The 18,258-nt window shown below is 64.2% G+C and carries 20 protein-coding genes and 1 tRNA gene; 13 read left to right on the top strand and 8 right to left on the bottom strand.

Annotated elements, in window-relative coordinates:
* Positions 1–2 precede the first annotated feature (2 nt).
* The 8 genes from ACEN9H_RS29375 (at position 3) to ACEN9H_RS29340 (ending at position 7,917) form a co-directional block, all read left to right on the top strand.
* The gene (locus ACEN9H_RS29375) at positions 3–1,556 is read left to right on the top strand and encodes a type II and III secretion system protein family protein (RefSeq protein WP_413673017.1); all 1,554 of its coding nucleotides are present in this window, start codon (positions 3–5) and stop codon (positions 1,554–1,556) included.
* Positions 1,557–1,565: 9 nt separating this feature from the next.
* Positions 1,566–1,844, top strand: a complete 279-nt coding sequence (locus ACEN9H_RS29370) for a hypothetical protein (RefSeq protein WP_371764221.1) — start codon at positions 1,566–1,568, stop codon at positions 1,842–1,844.
* Between the two features lie 57 nt (positions 1,845–1,901).
* Positions 1,902–3,074: an AAA family ATPase gene (locus tag ACEN9H_RS29365; RefSeq protein WP_413673016.1), complete on the top strand. Its 1,173-nt coding sequence runs from the start codon at positions 1,902–1,904 to the stop codon at positions 3,072–3,074.
* 19 nt (positions 3,075–3,093) lie between these two features.
* Positions 3,094–4,437 carry a CpaF family protein gene (locus tag ACEN9H_RS29360; RefSeq protein WP_413673015.1) on the top strand — a complete coding sequence of 448 codons (1,344 nt, stop codon included), beginning with the start codon at positions 3,094–3,096 and terminating at the stop codon, positions 4,435–4,437.
* A 24-nt stretch (positions 4,438–4,461) separates the two neighbouring features.
* On the top strand, positions 4,462–5,439 hold the full coding sequence (locus tag ACEN9H_RS29355; RefSeq protein WP_413673014.1) for a type II secretion system F family protein: 978 nt from the start codon (positions 4,462–4,464) through the stop codon (positions 5,437–5,439).
* Between the two features lie 10 nt (positions 5,440–5,449).
* Positions 5,450–6,391 (top strand): type II secretion system F family protein, encoded by a 942-nt coding sequence (locus tag ACEN9H_RS29350; protein ID WP_413673013.1) that lies wholly within the window; start codon positions 5,450–5,452, stop codon positions 6,389–6,391.
* Between the two features lie 16 nt (positions 6,392–6,407).
* Positions 6,408–7,502 (top strand): LytR C-terminal domain-containing protein, encoded by a 1,095-nt coding sequence (locus tag ACEN9H_RS29345; protein ID WP_413673012.1) that lies wholly within the window; start codon positions 6,408–6,410, stop codon positions 7,500–7,502.
* Positions 7,503–7,593: 91 nt separating this feature from the next.
* Positions 7,594–7,917: a BON domain-containing protein gene (locus ACEN9H_RS29340; protein ID WP_371764225.1), complete on the top strand. Its 324-nt coding sequence runs from the start codon at positions 7,594–7,596 to the stop codon at positions 7,915–7,917.
* Between the two features lies 1 nt (position 7,918).
* On the opposite strand, the gene ACEN9H_RS29335 is transcribed toward ACEN9H_RS29340, so the two are convergent.
* Together ACEN9H_RS29335 and ACEN9H_RS29330 are read right to left on the bottom strand one after the other, a co-directional pair.
* A complete protein-coding gene (locus ACEN9H_RS29335) occupies positions 7,919–8,683 on the bottom strand; it encodes a head GIN domain-containing protein (RefSeq protein ID WP_413673011.1) in 765 nt (254 codons plus the stop codon).
* Between the two features lie 126 nt (positions 8,684–8,809).
* Complete coding sequence (locus ACEN9H_RS29330) at positions 8,810–9,010, bottom strand: RNA repair transcriptional activator RtcR family protein (protein ID WP_413673010.1); 201 nt, start codon at positions 9,008–9,010, stop codon at positions 8,810–8,812.
* Positions 9,011–9,134: 124 nt separating this feature from the next.
* Between ACEN9H_RS29330 and ACEN9H_RS29325 the strand changes: the two genes are divergently transcribed.
* From ACEN9H_RS29325 to ACEN9H_RS29315, 3 genes are all read left to right on the top strand, one after another.
* Positions 9,135–10,370 (top strand): RtcB family protein, encoded by a 1,236-nt coding sequence (locus tag ACEN9H_RS29325; RefSeq protein WP_413673009.1) that lies wholly within the window; start codon positions 9,135–9,137, stop codon positions 10,368–10,370.
* Between the two features lie 11 nt (positions 10,371–10,381).
* A complete protein-coding gene (gene rtcA, locus ACEN9H_RS29320; protein ID WP_413673008.1) occupies positions 10,382–11,410 on the top strand; it encodes an RNA 3'-terminal phosphate cyclase in 1,029 nt (342 codons plus the stop codon).
* 107 nt (positions 11,411–11,517) lie between these two features.
* Positions 11,518–12,138 carry a DVUA0089 family protein gene (locus ACEN9H_RS29315; protein ID WP_413673007.1) on the top strand — a complete coding sequence of 207 codons (621 nt, stop codon included), beginning with the start codon at positions 11,518–11,520 and terminating at the stop codon, positions 12,136–12,138.
* A gap of 73 nt (positions 12,139–12,211) precedes the next feature.
* Here the strand turns inward: ACEN9H_RS29315 and ACEN9H_RS29310 are convergent.
* The 6 genes from ACEN9H_RS29310 to petA form a co-directional block, all read right to left on the bottom strand.
* A tRNA-Thr gene (locus ACEN9H_RS29310) sits at positions 12,212–12,287 on the bottom strand.
* Between the two features lie 21 nt (positions 12,288–12,308).
* Entirely contained in the window at positions 12,309–12,782 is a 474-nt protein-coding gene (locus ACEN9H_RS29305; protein ID WP_413673006.1) for a ClpXP protease specificity-enhancing factor, read from the bottom strand.
* Between the two features lie 90 nt (positions 12,783–12,872).
* Positions 12,873–13,484, bottom strand: coding sequence for a glutathione S-transferase N-terminal domain-containing protein (locus ACEN9H_RS29300; protein ID WP_036231132.1), 612 nt, complete (start codon positions 13,482–13,484; stop codon positions 12,873–12,875).
* 90 nt (positions 13,485–13,574) lie between these two features.
* A complete protein-coding gene (locus ACEN9H_RS29295) occupies positions 13,575–14,336 on the bottom strand; it encodes a cytochrome c1 (RefSeq protein WP_413675645.1) in 762 nt (253 codons plus the stop codon).
* Positions 14,337–14,365: 29 nt separating this feature from the next.
* Positions 14,366–15,781 carry a cytochrome b gene (locus ACEN9H_RS29290; RefSeq protein WP_056134401.1) on the bottom strand — a complete coding sequence of 472 codons (1,416 nt, stop codon included), beginning with the start codon at positions 15,779–15,781 and terminating at the stop codon, positions 14,366–14,368.
* A 1-nt stretch (position 15,782) separates the two neighbouring features.
* Positions 15,783–16,397 (bottom strand): ubiquinol-cytochrome c reductase iron-sulfur subunit, encoded by a 615-nt coding sequence (petA, locus tag ACEN9H_RS29285; RefSeq protein WP_413673005.1) that lies wholly within the window; start codon positions 16,395–16,397, stop codon positions 15,783–15,785.
* A gap of 265 nt (positions 16,398–16,662) precedes the next feature.
* Between petA and mscL the strand changes: the two genes are divergently transcribed.
* Both mscL and ACEN9H_RS29275 read left to right on the top strand, forming a co-directional pair.
* Complete coding sequence (gene mscL, locus ACEN9H_RS29280; protein ID WP_056134406.1) at positions 16,663–17,097, top strand: large conductance mechanosensitive channel protein MscL; 435 nt, start codon at positions 16,663–16,665, stop codon at positions 17,095–17,097.
* Positions 17,098–17,114: 17 nt separating this feature from the next.
* Entirely contained in the window at positions 17,115–18,251 is a 1,137-nt protein-coding gene (locus ACEN9H_RS29275; RefSeq protein ID WP_413673004.1) for a Do family serine endopeptidase, read from the top strand.
* The last annotated feature ends 7 nt before the right edge of the window (positions 18,252–18,258 follow it).

The following is an 18,258-nucleotide window of genomic DNA, read 5'->3' as shown; positions in this document are numbered from 1 at the left end:
CCATGAACGGATGCTTGACGCCATCACCGCTGTTTCGCTGCCTGTTCGCCGCCGGCCTGGCGCTGGCGGCCGCCGGACCTGCAGCCGCGGCTGCCAAATCGAAAGTCCAGGCCGCAGACAACCCGACCGGCGCCGCGCCGCTGCGTGCCGAGGCCGGGCCCAATTGCAAGGGCGAGGCCGCGAAGCCGGCTCAGTTGGCCCTGCAGATCGGCAAGTCCAGCCTGATGCGCCTGCCGGAACCGGTCCAGCATCGGAGCGTCGGCAACCCGCTCGTCGTGCAGGCGCTGATGGTGGCGCCCGACACGCTGTACATCGCCGGCGTCGACGTGGGTACGACCAACATGATCATCCAGGGCAAGAGCGGCCTGTGCAGCGTACTCGACATCACCGTGGCCATGGACCCGTCGGCCCTGCAGGCGATGCTGGCCACCGCCATGCCGGACGAGCACGACATCAAGGTGCTGGCCGCATCCGACGCGCTGGTGCTGACCGGCACCGTGAGCGACGCGAGTGCCGCGGCACGCGCCGTCGAACTGGCCTCCGCCTACGTGCGGCGTCCGCTGCGCGCACTGACGGTGCCCGACAAGGAAGACGCCGCGAGCCAGAACCAGCGCGAAAGCCAGAACCAGGGCGGCGCGGCGGCGGCCACCGCGCGGGTGGTCAATATGCTGGGCGTGCGCGCGCCCCAGCAGGTGCAACTGGAAGTCAAGATCGCCGAAGTGTCGAAGAGCCTGCTCGACCGCCTGGAAGGCGGTGCCAGATGGACCTTCAGTTCCGGCAGTTGGGGCGCCATGCTGCTGTCGAATTTCATCACCGGCACGGCGCATGGGGCGTTCGTGGCAGGTAAAAGTGCCGACCGCAGCTTGAGTGCCGCCGCCGAGAAGCAGGATGGCCTGGTGCGTGTATTGGCCGAGCCGAACGTGATGGCGATCAGCGGCCAGGAGGGCACGTTCCTCGTCGGCGGCAAGTTTTATATCCCGGTCGCGCAGGACAACAACCGGGTGACGCTGGAAGAGAAGGAATTCGGCGTCGGCCTGCGCTTCACCCCGACGGTGCTGGGTGGCGGACGGATCAACTTGCGCGTCGCGCCCGAGGTGTCGGAACTGTCGCGCGAAGGTATCGGCCTGTCTGCGACGGGGTTCAACGGCACTGCGATCCTGCCGGTCGTGACGACGCGCCGCGCCACCACCACGGTCCAGCTGTACGACGGCCAGAGCTTCGCGATCGGTGGCCTGATCAAGAGCAACCTGGTCGCCAACCTGAAAGGACTGCCGGTGCTGGGCGAACTGCCCGTGCTGGGCGCCCTGTTCCGCAGCGCGGATTATCAGCAGGACCGCACGGAACTCGTGTTCGTGATTACTGCGCACCTCGTCAAGCCCCTGTCCGGCAACGGCTACTCGCTCCCGACCGACAAGGTGGGCGAGCCGTCGCGCGCGGGGTTGATGCTGGGTGGTCGCCTGGAAGGCAAGCCGGAAAAGGCGACGACAGCCGACGTGTCGACGCCGGCCCCGGCAGCACCGTCCGCGCAAAGTTCCGGCGGTTTCGAATTGAAATAGGAGAGAGCGATGGCCATCAGATGCAAGCGAATCGCGTGTGCAGCACTGTCGGGCATGCTGTTGTACGGATGCAGCACGACCCCACGCTTCAACGCGCAGTTCGGCACGTCCGTGCGTGCCAACGTGGCGGCGCAGGTACTCGATCCGACCGCTTCCGCCAATACGAATCCCGCCGCCGGCATGGAAGGCAAGGCCGCCGTCATCGCCCAGGAACGCTACGAGAATTCGTTCAAGGAACCGGAGAAACCGATCAGGGCACTGGTCGTCAACGGGGTGGGCAGCAAGTGAGTCGTCCGCGCTTTTTCAATGACATGATTTTGACCGAACGCCGTCCCAAGGACCACGATGAAAGCCTTTCTGATCAGCCGCGACACCCAGCTTTACGCGGAGATCGCCTCCCAGGGTGCCGCACGCGTGCCGCCGCTGCATGTCGCCGCCAGCCGCGCCGGCCTGCGCGATGCGCTCGAGCGTCCGCTGCCTGATGGTCCGAGCCTGATCATCGTCGACATCAGCGATGCGGATGCCGCCGACGGCGACCTGCTGGAGCGCCTGACCCGCCACTACTCGACAGCGCATTTCATGCTGCTGACCGACAATCACCATCCCGACCTCCTGATCCGCGCCATGCGCGCCGGCGTGCGCGAAGTGCTGCAACTGCCGTTGGTGCACCGCGCGCTGCATGAGGCGATCGACCGCATTGCAGCCAGCGCCGGCGTGGCCGCGACGCGCGACGGGAAGATACTCGCCTTCATCGCCTGCAAGGGCGGCAGCGGCGCCACGTTCATCTCCACCAATTTCGGCTATGCGCTGGCTACGCTGGCGGACAAGAAGGTGCTGCTGATCGACCTGCATCGCCAGTTCGGCGACGCCACGCTGTACGTGTCGGACCAGAGACCGGCCATGACGCTGTCCGACGTGTGCCAGCAGATCGCGCGCATCGACGGGCCGTTCCTGGAATCGTGCCTCGTCCACGTGGCGCCCGGCTTCGGCGTGCTGGCGGCCGCCGACGACCCGGGCCAGACGAGCGAGGCGAAACCTGAACACATCGACACGATCCTGCGCGTCGCGCGCCAGCATTACGACTACATCCTGCTCGACGTCGGGCGCCAGATCGACGCGGTGTCGCTGCGCGCTCTCGACAGCACCGACGCGATCTACCCGGTGCTGCAGCTGGCCCTGCCGGACATCCGGGACGCCCGCCGCCTGCTCGACATCTTCCGCTCGCTCGGCTATCTGACGGACCACATCCGCCTGATCGTCAACCGCTACGAAAAGGGCGGCAAGCTGCGCCTGGCGGACCTGCATGCGGCGCTGGGCGCGGAAGTGCTGCACACCGTCCCCAACGATTACATCGCCGTCACCGACTCCGTCAACCAGGGCATTCCGGTGCTGCAGCTGTCGCGCGGCAGCGCCGCCGCGCGCAGCCTGGCCGACCTGGTCGAAGTGGTGACCGCACGCCGCATCCCCGAGGCGAAGGGTCTGTTCGACCGCCTGTTCGGGCGCGGCGAAGACGATTGATCTTTTCAAGGAGCCGTCCATGTCCCTGCGCGAACGCCTGTCCGTGACGGACGAGGAGCGTCAGCATCAGCCCGTAGCAGCTGCGGCGCAACAAGCCTATGCGGAACTGAAGAAAACAATGCACCAGATGATCCTCGACCGGATCGACCTGGAGCGCCTGAAGCGCCTGACGAGCGAGCAGTTCAAGCACGAGCTGGCGCTGCTGGTCCAGCGCATCATCGAGGAAGAGCGCATCGTGCTGAACCAGCAGGAGCGCCACCACCTCGTGCTCGACATCCAGCACGAGATGCTCGGCTTCGGCCCGCTCGAGCCGCTCCTGAACGATCCGACCGTCTCGGACATCCTCGTCAACACCTACGACAAGGTGTACGTCGAACGGCGCGGCCGCCTGGAACTGACCGACGTGTCGTTCCACGACAACGCGCACCTCATGAAGATCATCGAGAAGATCGTCTCGCGCGTCGGCCGCCGCGTGGACGAATCGAGTCCGATGGTCGATGCGCGCCTGCCGGACGGTTCGCGCGTCAACGCGATCATCCCGCCGCTCGCGGTCGACGGGCCGCTGGTGTCGATCCGGCGCTTCGGCGCGACGCCGCTTACGGTGCAGAACCTGCTCGACTATAAAAGCGTCACGCCGCCGATGATCAAGGTGCTCGAGAGCCTCGGCCTCGCCAAGGTGAACATCCTGATCTCCGGCGGTACCGGCAGCGGCAAGACGACGATGCTGAACCTGATCTCCGGCTTCATCCCAAGCAACGAGCGCATCGTGACGATCGAGGATGCGGCCGAACTCCAGCTGCGCCAGCCGCACGTCGTGCGTCTCGAGACGCGCCCACCCAACATCGAAGGGAAGGGCGAAGTGACGCAGCGCGCGCTCGTGCGCAACTCATTGCGCATGCGCCCGGACCGCATCATCCTGGGCGAGGTGCGCGGACCGGAAGCGCTGGACATGCTGCAGGCCATGAACACGGGCCACGAAGGCTCGCTCGCGACCATCCACGCGAACACGCCGCGCGACGCCCTGGCGCGCCTGGAAAACATGGTCGGCATGGCCGGCGTGAGCCTGACGCCGCGCGCGATCCGCCAGCAGATCGCTTCCGCCATCACCGTGATCCTGCAGGCCTCGCGCCTGGCCGACGGCACGCGCAAGGTCGTCAGCATGCAGGAAATCACCGGCATGGAAGGCGATATCATCTCGATGCAGGAAATCTTCCGCTTCGAGCAGACGGGCATCGACGCCGACGGCAAGGTGCAGGGCCATTTCTGCGCCACGGGCGTGCGGCCGCGCTTTGCCGACCGGTTGCGCATGTTCGGCGCCGCGGTGCCCGAGGACACCTTCGATCCCGACCGCGTGTTTACCTGAACCGCATCGCCGCGAAAGTCACGCATGGACATCCTCTTCTACGGATTCATCGTCTTCCTGTTCGCCGCCGTCATCCTCGGTATCGAAGGCGTCTATCTATGGTGGGTGAGCACGCATGGCGCCAGCGCCCAGCGGATCGCACGCCGGCTGCAGCTGATGTCGGGGAACCAGGGCCGCAGCGCCGAACGCATCTCGATCCTGAAGTCGCGCCGCTTCGGCCGGCACGACCTCGTCGACCGCCTGCTGCAGCGCTTCCGCTTCGCGCACCGCCTCGACAGGCTCCTCGTGCAGTCCGGCATCGCGTGGTCGGTCGAGCGCTTCCTGCTGTGCTCCGTCGCGACGATGCTGGTGACCGCCTACCTCGTGATGCAGTGGCCGATGCCGCTGCCGGTGCGCCTCGCGATCGTCCTGCTGTGCGTCCACGTGCCGCTGCTGCTGGTGCGGCGCGCGCGCCTGCGCCGCCTCGTGCGCATCGAGGAGCAACTGCCTGACGCCGCCGACTTCATCGCGCGTGCGCTGCGTGCGGGGCACTCGTTTTCGAACGTGCTGCAAATCGTCGGCAACGAGTTGCCGGAACCGCTCAGTGGCGAGTTTCGCATCGCGCGCGAGGAAATCAACTACGGCGTGCCGCTGGGCGAAGCGTTGCACAACATGGCGGCGCGCATTCCGCTGACCGACCTGCGTTACCTCGTCATCGCCATCCTGATCCAGCGCGAGACCGGCGGCAACCTGGCCGAGATCCTCGGCAACATCAGCCACATCATCCGTGGCCGGCTGCGGCTGGCGGCGCAAGTCCGCGTGCTGTCGGCCGAAGGGCGCATGTCGGCCTGGATCCTCGGGCTGCTGCCGTTTGCCGTGGGAGGCATGCTGGTACTGGTCAATCCCACGTACGTCAAGGTGCTGTGGACCGATCCGCTGGGCGTGAATATGCTTTGGACGGCGCTTGTCATGATCATCATCGGCGTGATCTGGCTGAAGAAGGTGATCCGCATCCACATCTGAGGAGACATCGATGACTCGCGCTCAGTTGCTGTTCCTGTTGATCGTCTTCGTGGTCGTTTGCTGCCTCGCGTGGCTTGCGGCGGTGCTGTTCGCGCCCGCCGCACTGCGTGCCCGGCTGGCGAGCTTCATGGGCCGTGCGAACGAGGACCAGACGGAACGCAGCGGCTGGATCGAACGCGTGGCGCGCGCCGCCAAGCCGCTCACCAGACTGTCGGTGCCGGAGGAGGGCTGGGAAAAGTCGGCGCTGCGCACGCGCTTCATGAACGCCGGCTGGCGCAACCCGGCGGCGCCGACGCTGTACTTCGCATCGAAGACGGCCCTCGCGCTGGGCCTGCCCGCGCTGGTCGGCATCGTACTGGCTTTCGTGCCCGCCACCATCGCCGAGCTCGGCATGCTGTTCCTGCTGCTGCTCGCGGCGACGTGCGGCTACTACCTGCCGAACACGATTCTCGACCGCGTCATCAAGCGCCGCAAGCGCGACATCTTCGAGAACATTCCCGACGCGCTCGACCTGCTCACCGTGTGCGTGGAGGCGGGCCTGAGCCTCGAGCGCGCGTTTGTCAAGGTCGCCGGCGAGATCCACATCAAGAGCGTCACGCTGGGCCAGGAATTGCAACTGGTGCTGATGGAGATGCGCGCCGGCTTCAGCAAGGAAAAAGCGTTGCGCAATTTCGCGCTGCGCGTGGGGCTGGACGACGTCGACTCGCTCGTCGCCATGCTGATCCAGTCCGAGCGCTTCGGCACCAGCATCGGCGACGCCTTGCGCGTGTATTCGGAAACGCTGCGCGGCAAGCGCCGCATCGTGGCGGAAGAGGCGGCCGCCAAGATCGGGCTGAAACTGTTGTTTCCCCTCATCTTCTGTATCTTTCCGACCCTGTTGCTGGTCCTGCTGGGGCCTGCCGGCATCCAGATTACCAAGCTCTTCGGCAGCGCCCTCGGTCATTCCAACTGAACGAACGGAGATTGTCATGCGCGCGCGTACCCGCCTCTACAGCCTGCCATTGTTGTGCAGCGGCGTGCTGCTGCTGGCCTGCAGCAGTCCACCGCCGCAGCCGTACGCCGGCTCGCCCGCATCCCCGGCGGCGGACGACAGTTATCTGCACGGCCGCAACCTGTACCTCGCGCGCCGCTACGGCGACGCGATCGCCGCCTACCAGGCCGCGCTGCGCGTCGACGCCAGGCACCTCAATGCGCGCAACGGGCTGGCGATCGCTTACGCCGAGCAGCGCGATTTCGCGCGCGCGATCCCGATCTGGCGCGATCTGACCCGTGACGTCACCATGGCATCCGGCCCCGCATCCGCTTTCCTGTTTTCCAACCTGGGTTATGCCTACCTGCTCAGCGGCGACCTTGACGCGGCCCAGGTCGCGCTCGAAAAAGCCTGCCTGCTTGATCCGCTCAACCACCGCGCCTGGCAATACCTGGGCGAGACGCTGCTCAAGGTGGGCCAGGAAGAGCGCGGCCAGCAGATGCTGCGCCAGGCTGAAGCCTTGCGCGAGCACGACTTCCGCGCCGATTATGCGACGGCGAACGGCGGCACGCGCCTGCCGGCCATCGAGCAGGCGGTCAGGACCGACCGGCGCCCCGACGACGAGGCATGGGCGTCCGTCGAAGTGATCCGCAGGGACGACGGCATCCTCGAACTACACCGCATGCCGGCGAAAGCCGCTGCGCTGCACAGCGCGCCCGTCGACGGTGCGGCCGCCCAGCCGCTCGCGCCGGAAGCGGTCGCCAGGCTCGAGATCAGTAACGGCAACGGCCGCCAGGGCCTCGCGCGGCTCGTATCGCGCCAACTGAGCGATCCAGGACTGAAAGTGGTGCGCCTGACGAATGAAAAACGATTCGACGTGCGCCAGACGCGCGTCGAGTACCAGCCGGCGTTCCGGATGGCGGCGGAACGCCTGGCCCGGCATGTCGGCACGGGCGAGCCGGTCGAGGTCGGCCTGACAGGGCACGCCGACGTGCGCCTCGTCATCGGCCACGATTTGCCGCTGCAGCGCGTCGTCGCAAGACCACCGACGGGTCCGCTCATGGCGCAGGCGGGGCGGGCCGATGCCCCTTGAACGTGACAGTGCCGTTTTCACAACAGTAGCGGGCGACAGACTCCACCGAAATTCGGAATAATAAAATTCTTGATAACTCGGGAGAATCGCCATGAAGCTCACTCGTTTTCAGTCCGCCATTGCCCAGTCAGTTCTCGCAACCTCGCTGCTGGTCTCGCTCGCAGCCTGCGCGCCGACGCCAACCCGCGAAGGCACGGGCGAATACATCGACGATTCCGTGATCACCGGCAAGGTGAAAGCGGCGTTTGCCGCCGATCCGACGGTCAAGGCGACCCAGGTACAGGTGGAAACGTTCAAGGGCACGGTGCAACTGAGCGGCTTCGTCGATTCGCGCGAATCCGCCCAGAAAGCCGTGGACATCGCGCGTGGCGTGAAGGGCGTGAAGTCCGTCAAGAACGACACGGTCATCCGCTGACTTATTGCCAGCTCACCTTGCCGAAGCCATTCGTCGTCGCGTTGCGCGTGGCCGGCTTGCCGTAGACGGTGGCCGAGCCCATGCCGCTCAGGTTGACGTTGGCCGCCGTTTTCGCGTACACGCTGGCGCCACCGAGGCCGGTCATATCCAGGTCGACGGTTTCTGCGCGTAATTGTTGAGCGTCGAGACCGCCGACGCCGCCCAGTTGCGCACGCAAGACCTTGGTCTGGCCGGACACGGTGATATGGCCGGCGCCGCCCAGGTGCAGTTCGATGCGGTCGGCCTGACCGGGATTCAGCGTGAGACCGCCGACGCCGCCCAGGCGCGCGTCGACGTCGCGATATTGCCCCGTGAAGCGCACGGCACCGGCGCCGTCCAGCGCGAGCTTCAGCTTGTCGCCGCTGAAGCCGGAGACTTCGCTCGATCCAACGCCCTGCGACACGAATTCACGCAGGTTCGGCACGGTGAGATCGGCGCGCAACTCGTTCTTGCTGTTGCCTTCGAAATGGGTATTGTTTTCCATGTCGATCACGAGCGTGTCGCCGCGCTGCGTGGTCGTCACCTTCGTCACATAACGACGGTCGCCGGACACCACGAGCGACGGCGTCGGTCCCTGGTGCAGGTTCAGGCGGATCACGCCGCCCAGGCGCACCTTCGATACGTTCGCATCCACGGTGCGGTTTTCGCGGACGAGGTCGTCGGCCACGGCATGCGCGCTCAGGGCCAGGGTCGTGGCGAGGAAGGCGCTCTTGATCAGGTTGTTCATGTTCGGGGTCTCCAAATAGTGGTCTGATGGAATCACTATAGGCAAACACCTCGTAGGCAACCTGTCGATTGCGACAGAACGCAGCATTGGCGGTACAGGCCGTGAAATCACCGTGCCATGCTGCCCTCATGCATGCACCGTGCCGATGTCCTGCATGACCTGGTCGAGCAGCGCGGTCGGCTCGCCGTTGTACAGCAGTTCCAGGCGGTCGATGACCACGTCCTCATGCTGCGTCAGCGCGACGGTCGGCCGCCATTGTTGCCAGCGCGCGCTGCCCTTGCCGTTGTCGAGCTGGGTGCCGATGACGACGGTGTTCTTCCTTATCATGAAAGTCCGTCCCTGCTGTAGCGACGGCCAACAATAAATATTCTGGATAATCAGCGATGTAGCGCCATCTTCATGACGCGACGAGGAAATGGCACGCCGTTTGCAATAGAAGAGGAGAGCAACGATGAAATCCGAACACTACGATGTCCTGGACGTGGACGGCGGCCGTCCGGTCAAGATGTGGACGCGCGGCGTCCCGGTCGAGGAAGGCGCCAGGCAACAGCTGGCCAACACGGCGCGCATGCCGTTCATCTACAAGCACATGGCGGCGATGCCCGACGTCCACCTGGGCAAGGGCTCGACGATCGGCAGCGTGATCCCGACGCTGGGCGCCGTGATCCCGGCCGCGGTCGGCGTCGACATCGGCTGCGGCATGATGGCCGCCAAGACGACCTTGAGCGCGAACGACCTGCCCGACAACCTGGGCCCGCTGCGCAGCGCCATCGAGCGCTCGGTGCCGCACGGGATGTCGCCGAAGACGCGTGCGTTCAAGGGACGCGACAAGGGGTCGTGGGACACCCCGCCGCAAGCCGTCGACCAGGCGTGGATGGCGCTGAAGGATGAATTCGACGTCATCTGCCAGAAGACGCCCAAGCTGAAGAACACGAACAACTACAAGCACCTGGGGACGCTCGGCACCGGCAACCACTTCATCGAGATCTGCCTGGACGAGCAGGGCTTCGTATGGTTCATGCTGCACTCCGGCTCGCGTGGCGTCGGCAATGCGATCGGCTCGCACTTCATCGAAGTGGCCAAGCAGGACATGCGCACGCATTTGGCGAACCTGCCCGACCAGGACCTGGCCTATCTGAAGGAAGGCACGCAACACTACGACGACTATGTCGAAGCGGTCGGCTGGGCGCAGAAGTTCGCACGCATGAACCGCGAAGTGATGATGCAGAACCTGATCGCGGCCGTACGCACGGTCATCAGGAAGCCGTTCGAGACGCACGTGGAAGCGGTGAACTGCCACCACAACTACGTGCAGAAGGAACACCATTTCGGCAAGGACGTGCTGGTCACGCGCAAGGGCGCCGTGTCGGCGCGCGAGGGCGAGCTGGGTATCATTCCGGGATCGATGGGCGCCAGGAGCTACATCGTACGCGGCAAGGGCAACCCGGAGAGCTTCCACAGCTGCAGCCACGGCGCCGGCCGCACCATGAGCCGTACCGAGGCCAAGCGCCGCTACTCGGTCGACGACCAGGTACGCGCCACCGAGGGCGTCGAATGCCGCAAGGATGCCGGCGTGATCGACGAGATCCCGATGGCCTACAAGGACATCGACGCCGTGATGGAAGCACAGAGCGACCTCGTCGAGGTCGTGCACACCCTTAAGCAGATTGTCTGCGTGAAGGGTTGAAAGGACATGACATGATCGAACTGGATGGCGCGGTCGGCGAGGGCGGCGGGCAAATCCTGCGCAGCGCGCTGACGCTCGCCATGATCACGGGGCGGCCCTTCCGCATCCGCAACATCCGCGCGAACCGCGCCAGGCCCGGCCTGATGCGCCAGCACCTCGTGGCCGTGCAGGCGGCCTTGCAGGTGAGCGGGGGCGACGCGTCGGGCGCCGCACTCGGCAGCCAGGACCTGACGTTCGTGCCAGGACCCGTTCATGGCGGCGACTACGAATTTGCCATCGGCACGGCCGGCAGTTGCACCCTGGTGCTGCAGACCGTGCTGCCGGCCCTGCTGAAGGCGGATACACCGTCGACGCTGCGGCTCGCGGGCGGGACGCACAACCCCATGGCGCCGCCCGTGCAATTCCTGCAGCGCGCCTGGTGCCCGCGCCTGGCCGAGATGGGCGCCCGCATCGACATCCACCTGGAGCGCTTCGGGTTTTATCCGGCCGGCGGCGGCATCGTCGTGGCCCGCGTGGATCCATGCGCGCTGCTCCGGCCGCACACGTGGATGACGCGCGGCGCGCACCGGGCCGCATATGCCGAGGCGTTCGTGGCCGGCATCCCGGGACGGGTCGGGCAGCGCGAACTGGAATGCGTCGGCAGGGCCATGAACTGGGGCGAGGACCAGTTGCTGATACGGGCCCTGCCGGCCGATCAGGGGCCGGGCAATGCCTTGATGCTGACCCTCGACTACGAATACGCGACGGAGGTGTTTACGGCGTTCGGCGCAAAGTCCGTCACCTCCGAACAGGTGGCGCGCCAGGTCGTGCAGCGCGCGCGCCGGTACCTGATGTCGCGGGCCGCTTTCGATGAATATCTTGCCGACCAGATGATGCTCCCGCTCGCGCTGGGCGGCGGCGGCTGTTTTACGCTGGACGAGGTGTCGATGCATGCGCGTACCAACGCACAGGTGATCGAGACGTTCCTGCCTGTGCGGTTCACGTTCGATCAGCTTGACGGTGTCCACCGCTGTACGGTGATGCGCAATGATGTCGGATAACTTTACATTCCCTGCGTATAAAATAAATTCCCTATGTAAATCAATTGCATTTTTGCGTGGCACAGCTTTTGCTGCCTTTTCCGGTGTCTAATGACCTGGGAATCAAAATGAAATTGAGCACTTTCGCCGGCATGTTGGCACTGGCTGCCATTACGACTGCCGCACAGGCAACCAACCTGTCTTTCATGGGTGCGTTCAGCCATGACAACGACGTCCAACGCTTCACTTTCACGGTGAGCGGCACGTCGACCGTGACCCTGCGCAGCTGGTCGTATGCCGGTGGCGTCAATGCGCGCGGCGACACGATCGCCCGTGGCGGCTTCGACCCGATCCTGTCGCTGTTCGACGCGACGGGGGCCAAGCTCTACGAGCAGGATGATGCGGACTGCGGCGACGTCGCCGCCGATCTCATGACGGGCCGCTGCTATGACGTCAACTACAAGAATGCGCTGGCGGCAGGGACCTACACGGTGACGGTCCAGCAGTTCAACAACTTCGCCGCCGGTTCGAACCTGGCCGATGGTTTCGCGCGCGATGGTGCGGCCAATGAGAACTTCCGCAACGGCTTCGTCGATTCAGCGGGCGACAAGCGCGATGGGCACTGGGCATTCGATATCCTGAACGTCGACACGGCTGCCGTGACGCCGCCGGCGGGCGTGCCGGAGCCGGCGTCGCTGGCGCTGCTGGGGATTGGGGCACTTGGGCTGCTGCGGCGCAAGCGTTCATAAGCTTCCCTGAACGCCAAAACACAAAAGGGTTACGTGCGTGAGCGCGTAACCCTTTGTTTTTACTGCTGAATCTTGGTGCCGGCTGCAGGACTCGAACCCGCCACCTGATGATTACAAATCAACTGCTCTACCTGATGAGCTAAGCCGGCAATGTGGCCAGAATTATACCCTTATTTGATCCGGGTCAACGTGGGGCGTCCACCTTTTTTGGGTGGTTCGTCATCGTCGTCGGGTACATGCGACACCTCGGACGTCTTGGCCGGGACGGCAGCCAGGCCGGGAGCCGGGGCGGCTACCGGTTCCGGTGCGGGCAGGGGCAGGTCGGCGGCCGTCGTAGACACGTCGAAGGCCATGCCCTGGCCGTTTTCGTTGGCGTAGATGGCCAGTACGTTGTGGACCGGGATGTACAGCTCGCGCGAGACGCCGTTGAAGCGCGCACGGAAGGTAATCGCGTCGTTGTCCATTTTCAGCCCGGAGGTCGCGCCGTAGCTGATGTTCAGGATGATCTCACCCTTTTTCACGTATTCCATCGGAACCGTGGTGGTGGCGTCGACCTTGACGGCCAGGTAAGGCGTGTAGCCGCTGTCCGTACACCATTCGTAAATGGCACGCAGCAGGTACGGCTTGGTGGAGATGTCGGGCATGGTGTGATCGGAATGATGCGAGATGTTACACGCCAGTGTACTTCGATTCGCCTGCGGCGGCGTAAACTGGCGTGCAACAGAGGTGGCGCCTTAACGGCGCATCACCTTTTCGGACGGGGTCAGGGCTTCGATGTAGGCCGGACGCGAGAAGATGCGCTCGGCATACTTCATCAGCGGTGCCGCGGTCTTCGACAGTTCGATGCCGTAGTGATCCAGGCGCCACAGCAGCGGCGCGATGGCCACGTCCAGCATCGAGAACTCGTCGCCCAGCATGTACTTGTTCTTCAGGAACAGCGGAGCCAGCGTCGTCAGGCGGTCGCGGATTTCGGCGCGCGCCTTGTCGTGGCTCTTGTCGCCCACCTTGTTGCGCTCGTTTTCGAGCGTGTTGACGTGGACGAACAGTTCCTTCTCGAAGTTGAACAGCATCAGGCGGGCACGGGCGCGCATGAGCGGGTCGGCCGGCATCAGCTGCGGATGCGGAAAGCGCTCGTCGATGTATTCGTTGATGATGTTCGATTCGTACAGAATCAGTTCGCGCTCGACCAGGATCGGCACCTGGCCGTACGGATTCATCGTCGAGATGTCCTCGGGCTTGTTGAACAAATCCACGTCGCGCACTTCGAAGTCCATGCCCTTTTCGAACAGGACCAGACGGCAGCGCTGGGAGAACGGGCACGTGGTGCCGGAGTAGAGAACCATCATGGTTTATAGTTCCTTCAAGAAACAAAGGGGTGAAGCGCCAGGCGGCTCACCCCGAATAGACATTGCCCGCATTATAACCGGGCAATCAACTCACTTTACGTCTTTCCAATAAGAAGCATTCAACGACCAGGCAAGGAAAGCGAATAATGCGAGGAAAATCACGACGATCGCGCCCAGGCGCTTGCGAAAATCGCGCGCCGGTTCGGCCATCCAGTCCATGAATCCGACCAGGTCGGCCACCTGCGTATCGAATTCCTGCTGACTCAGGGTACCCGGGGTCACCTGCTCGAAGCCGGCGAAGCGGTGCACGGTCTTGCCCGGCTCGTGCGGATCCGGTTCCTCGACCATCTTGACCGTGCGCACGCCCTGCAATTGCCACAGCACGTGCGGCATGGCGACGTTCGGCACGACCAGGTTGTTCCAGCCGGTCGGACGGGTGTCGTCCTTGTAGAAAGTGCGCAGGTACGTGTAGATGTAGTCGGGGCCGGACCCAGCGCTCGAGGCGCGCGCGCGCGTGATCACCGACAGGTCCGGCGGCACGGCGCCGAACCAGGATTTCGCATCCGCAGGACGCATCGCAATCGTCATCAGGTCGCCCACCTTCTCGCCCGAGAACAGCAAGTTGTTCTTGATCTGGTCTTCGCTCAAACCCAGATCGCGCAGACGATTGTAGCGCATCGACGATGCGGAATGGCAGTTCAGGCAGTAGTTGACGAACAGCTTGGCGCCGTTTTGCAGCGACGCCATGTCGGTGCGTTCCGGCGCCCGGTCGAGCGCGACCGTCCCTTCGTTCGCGAACACGAATCCCGGCAGCAGGGCCAGGACCGCGAGCAGTTTTTTCGAGAAAAACATCATGGTTGTCCTTTGGCTAGTTTCCGGAATCAATGCGGGGTGAACGTGACACGCTTCGGTACCGGCTTGAACCGGCCCATTGCGCTCCACCACGGCATCAGGAGGAAGAAGCTAAAGTACAGCAGCGTGCAGGCCTGGGCGAGCAGCGTGTAGGCCGGGGTCGGCAGCTGGGTGCCGAGGTAGCCGAGCGTCAGGAACGCGACGAAGAACACGGCGTACACGTATTTGTGCCAGCCCGGGCGGTAGCGGATCGATTTCACCGGCGAATGGTCCAGCCACGGCAGCAGGGCCAGGATCACGACGGCCGAGCCGAACAGCACGACGCCCCAGAATTTCGCGTCCAGCACTTGCGGCAGCATGCCGATCTCGGCCAGGATGGCGACGACGGTGATCGCGACCTTGGTCTTGTACGACAGGCGCGAACGCAGCCAGATGAACACGACGTACGCGGCAATGCCGGCCATCACGACCCACATGAAGTCGGACGTCGTCGCGCGCAGCACCGAGTAGAACGGCGTGAAGTACCAGGTCGGCGCAATGTGCGGCGGGGTCTTGAGCGAGTCGGCGGGCAGGAAGTTGTTGTATTCCAGGAAGTAGCCGCCCATCTCAGGCGCGAAGAACACGACGGCGCTGTAGATCAGCAGGAAGGCCGATACGCCGAACAGGTCCTTCGTCGTGTAGTACGGGTGCGAGGGGATCGTGTCGACGCCGTGGCCGTCCGGGCCCAGGTTTTCCTTGACCTCGATGCCGTCCGGGTTGTTCGAACCCACTTCGTGCAGCGCGATCAGGTGCGCGGCGACGAGGCCCAGCAGCACCAGCGGGATCGCGATCACGTGGAAGGCGAAGAAGCGGTTCAGCGTGGCGTCCGACACGACGTAGTCGCCGCGGATCCACAGCGACAGGTCCGGGCCGATGAACGGGATGGCGCTGAACAGGTTGACGATCACCTGGGCGCCCCAGTACGACATCTGGCCCCACGGCAGCAGGTAGCCGAAGAACGCCTCGGCCATCAGGCACAGGAAGATCGCGAAGCCGAACAGCCAGATCAGCTCGCGCGGCTTGCGGTACGAGCCGTACAGCAGGCCGCGAGTCATGTGCAGGTAGACGACGATGAAGAAGGCCGATGCGCCGGTCGAGTGCATGTAGCGCACGAGCCAGCCCCACGGGACTTCGCGCATGATGTATTCGACGGAACCGAACGCGAGGTTGGCGTCCGGCTTGTAATGCATGGTCAGGAAGATGCCGGTGACGATCTGCAGCACGAGCACCAGCATGGCCAGCGAGCCGAACAGGTACCAGATGTTGAAGTTCTTCGGGGCGTAGTAGCGGCCCCACTGGTCGTTCCACAGCTTGGACAGCGGGAAGCGGTCGTCGACCCAGGCGAGGGCCTTGTGGCTTTTCGGCGCGTCGGCCGGGAGTTTGGTGTCCTTGAACGCTGCGCCCATCTTATGCCTCGCCTTTCTCGTCTTTGCCGATCAAGATCTTGTTGTCGGACAGGTACATATACGGAGGAACATCGAGGTTGGCAGGGGCCGGCTTGTTCTTGAAGACGCGGCCCGACAGGTCGAATGTGGAACCGTGGCAGGGGCAGAGGAAGCCGCCGTGCCAGTCGTCCGGCAGGTTCGGCTGGGGACCTTCGGTAAAGCGGGCGGAGGGCGAGCAGCCCAGGTGGGAGCAGATGCCGACGACGACGAGCACTTCCTTGTGCTTGTCGTAGGCGCGGAATTCGTTCTTCGCGTATGCCGGCACCGGCAATTGATAGGGTTTATCGGAATTCGGATCGGCAACGAGGTTGTCGTTCTTCGGCAAACTGGCCAACATTTCGGGAGTGCGGCGGAGGATCCACACGGGCTTGCCGCGCCATTCCACGACTTTCAGTTCACCCGGTTTAACATCGGAAATATCCGCTTCGACCGGAGCACCGGCCGCCTTCGCTCGTTCCGAGGGCTGCAACGTACTGACCAGCACCCCGGCCGTTGAAACACCGACAACGCCACCCGCCGCGCATGTAGCCACGAGCAAGCCTCGCCGGCCTGAATCGACCTGCTTCTCATTACTCATACCAACTCCATTCGTCAAATGCGAAATGTTGCAATGCAATACGTTGCAAACCAGTAAAAGGCTTTTTTGCAACAGTCGATTATAGGTGAACAGTTTTGCAAATTAAAGAAAAAACGTTTGCCGTGTCAGGCGGCATCCCAAAACGCCCGTTTTTGACTTGGACCGCTTGACCACATGGATATCTCCCTGGATTGGATTGCCCCACGTTTCCTGTATCATCGCTGTGAACCTGACAAGGTTTTAAAAAACACAAGGGAGGTCCGTGATGGCTATGCTGGAAGAGTTCAAGAAATTTGCGATGAAGGGTAACGTCGTCGACCTGGCGGTCGGCGTGATCATCGGCGGCGCGTTCGGACGCATCGTCGATTCGCTCGTGCAGGACGTCATCATGCCCCCGATCGGCAAGCTGTTCGGCGGCCTCGATTTCGCCAGCTACTACATCCCGCTCAACGGCCAGGCGTACGGCCTGCCGCTGGCCGAGGCCAAGAAGGCCGGCGCCGTGCTCGCCTACGGTAATTTCTTCACGATCCTGCTGAACTTCGTGATCCTGGCCTTCGTCATCTTCCAGATGGTGCGCCTGATGAACCGCATGCGTGCGCCGTTCACCAAAGCGGAAGAAGAGAAAGAGGCGGCCGCGGCGGTGGCAGTATCGGAAGAGGTCGTGCTGCTCCGTGAAATCCGCGATTCGCTGAAGCGCTGAACACAGGAGTTCCCCCGATGCGCCGCTACTGGCTGCTGTTCGCGCAAACCGTCACGATCGCCCTCGGCATCTATGTCGTGATCGCGACGCTGCGGCCGGCGTGGACGGGGCGCGCGCCGACCCAGGTCGGCGGGGTGGTGCCCGTGCTGCAGGCGCCCGGCGGCGGTCCGGCGCCGGCCAGCTACCGCGACGCGGCCGGCCGCGCCATGCCGGCCGTCGTCAACATTCTCACCAGCAAGGCGTTGCGCGAAACGCATCCGCTGCTGAAGGATCCGTTCTTCAAACGGTTTTTCGGCGACAAGATGCCGCCGCAGGAACAGATGGCCAGCCTGGGCTCCGGGGTGATCGTAAGCGGCGACGGCTATATCCTGACCAATTACCACGTGGTGGAAGGCGCCGACGAGATCGAGGTCGGCCTGGCCGACGGGCGCAAGGCGGCCGCCAGCATCGTCGGCACCGATCCGGAAACAGACCTCGCCGTCATCCGCATCAAGGCGGATAAATTGCCCGTGATCGTGCTGGGCGACCCCGAGCAGGCGCGCGTGGGCGACGTCGTGCTCGCGATCGGCAATCCGTTCGGCGTGGGCCAGACCGTCACCCTCGGCATCATCTCGGCGCTGGGCCGCAACAACCTGCACATCAACCACTTCGAGAACTTCATCCAGACGGATGCCGCGATCAACTTCGGCAACTCGGGCGGCGCGCTCGTCGATACGCGCGGCAACCTGCTGGGCATCAACTCGGCCATTTATTCGCAGACGGGCGGTTCGGTCGGCATCGGCTTCGCGATTCCCGTGTCGACGGCGAAGACCGTGCTCGATTCCATCATCAAGCATGGCCAGGTCGTGCGTGGCTGGATCGGCGTCGAATCCCAGGACATCACGCCCGAACTGGCCGACAGCTTCGGCCTCCCGCGCGACCGTGGCGCCATCATCGCCGGCGTCGTGCGCGGCGGACCGGCCGACCGCGCCGGCATGCGTCCGGGCGATATCCTGCTGGCCGTGGAAGGCAAGAAAGTCGGCAGCACCAATGACATGATGAACCTCATCGCCGACCTGCCGCCCGGCGGCAAGGCGCAGATGACGGTCATGCGCAAGAACCGCGAGACGACCATCGCCGTGACCGTCGGCCGCCGTCCGCGCCAGACTCCCTGAATATTTG

Origin of the sequence: Massilia cellulosiltytica (assembly GCF_047325105.1) — a bacterium.
Taxonomy (GTDB): domain Bacteria; phylum Pseudomonadota; class Gammaproteobacteria; order Burkholderiales; family Burkholderiaceae_D; genus Telluria; species Telluria orientalis.
The sequence above is the reverse complement of the archived record's forward strand: the minus strand, read 5'-3'. Positions and strand labels throughout refer to the sequence as shown.